The sequence below is a fragment of the Bacteroides sp. D1 genome (assembly GCF_000157095.2).
Classification (GTDB): domain Bacteria; phylum Bacteroidota; class Bacteroidia; order Bacteroidales; family Bacteroidaceae; genus Bacteroides; species Bacteroides xylanisolvens.
In genome coordinates this window covers 127,086-127,473 of sequence record NZ_JH114337.1, presented here as the reverse complement: position 1 = coordinate 127,473, position 388 = coordinate 127,086, and the positions used below count along the sequence as shown (strand labels likewise).

Below are 388 nucleotides of genomic sequence, written 5' to 3'. Positions count from 1 at the left end.
GAGTGGAGAATAACGGATTCGAACCGTTGACCCTCTGCGTGCAAGGCAGATGCTCTAGCCAGCTGAGCTAATCCCCCAAGAGGTTGTTCAAGAATGTTGTTTTTAGTTTTTAGCTTTTAGCTGTCACTATTCCTCGTTCTTGAGCTTGGTAGTCCCAGGCAGAGTTGAACTGCCGACCTCTACATTATCAGTGTAGCGCTCTAACCAACTGAGCTATAGGACTAGTTCAACCTTGTCTACCTGATGTTAGACTCGGCTTCTTTTTTCTCTTGTTTATCTCTATCTATAATACTATAGATGGTTGATCTATATTTATAAATAAACAAGTACCAGTAGTACAAAAAACAGAACCTTTAAAGTCTATAAGTGGCTGTCACGGTTGTGACAG

Annotated in this window: 2 tRNA genes; both read right to left on the bottom strand. The window is 41.2% G+C overall.

Annotation, left to right across the window (positions count from 1 at the left end):
- Positions 1-3: 3 nt before the first annotated feature.
- Positions 4-77 (bottom strand) — tRNA-Ala (locus BSAG_RS14885).
- A gap of 69 nt (positions 78-146) precedes the next feature.
- Positions 147-223 (bottom strand) — tRNA-Ile (locus BSAG_RS14890).
- Positions 224-388 lie beyond the last annotated feature (165 nt).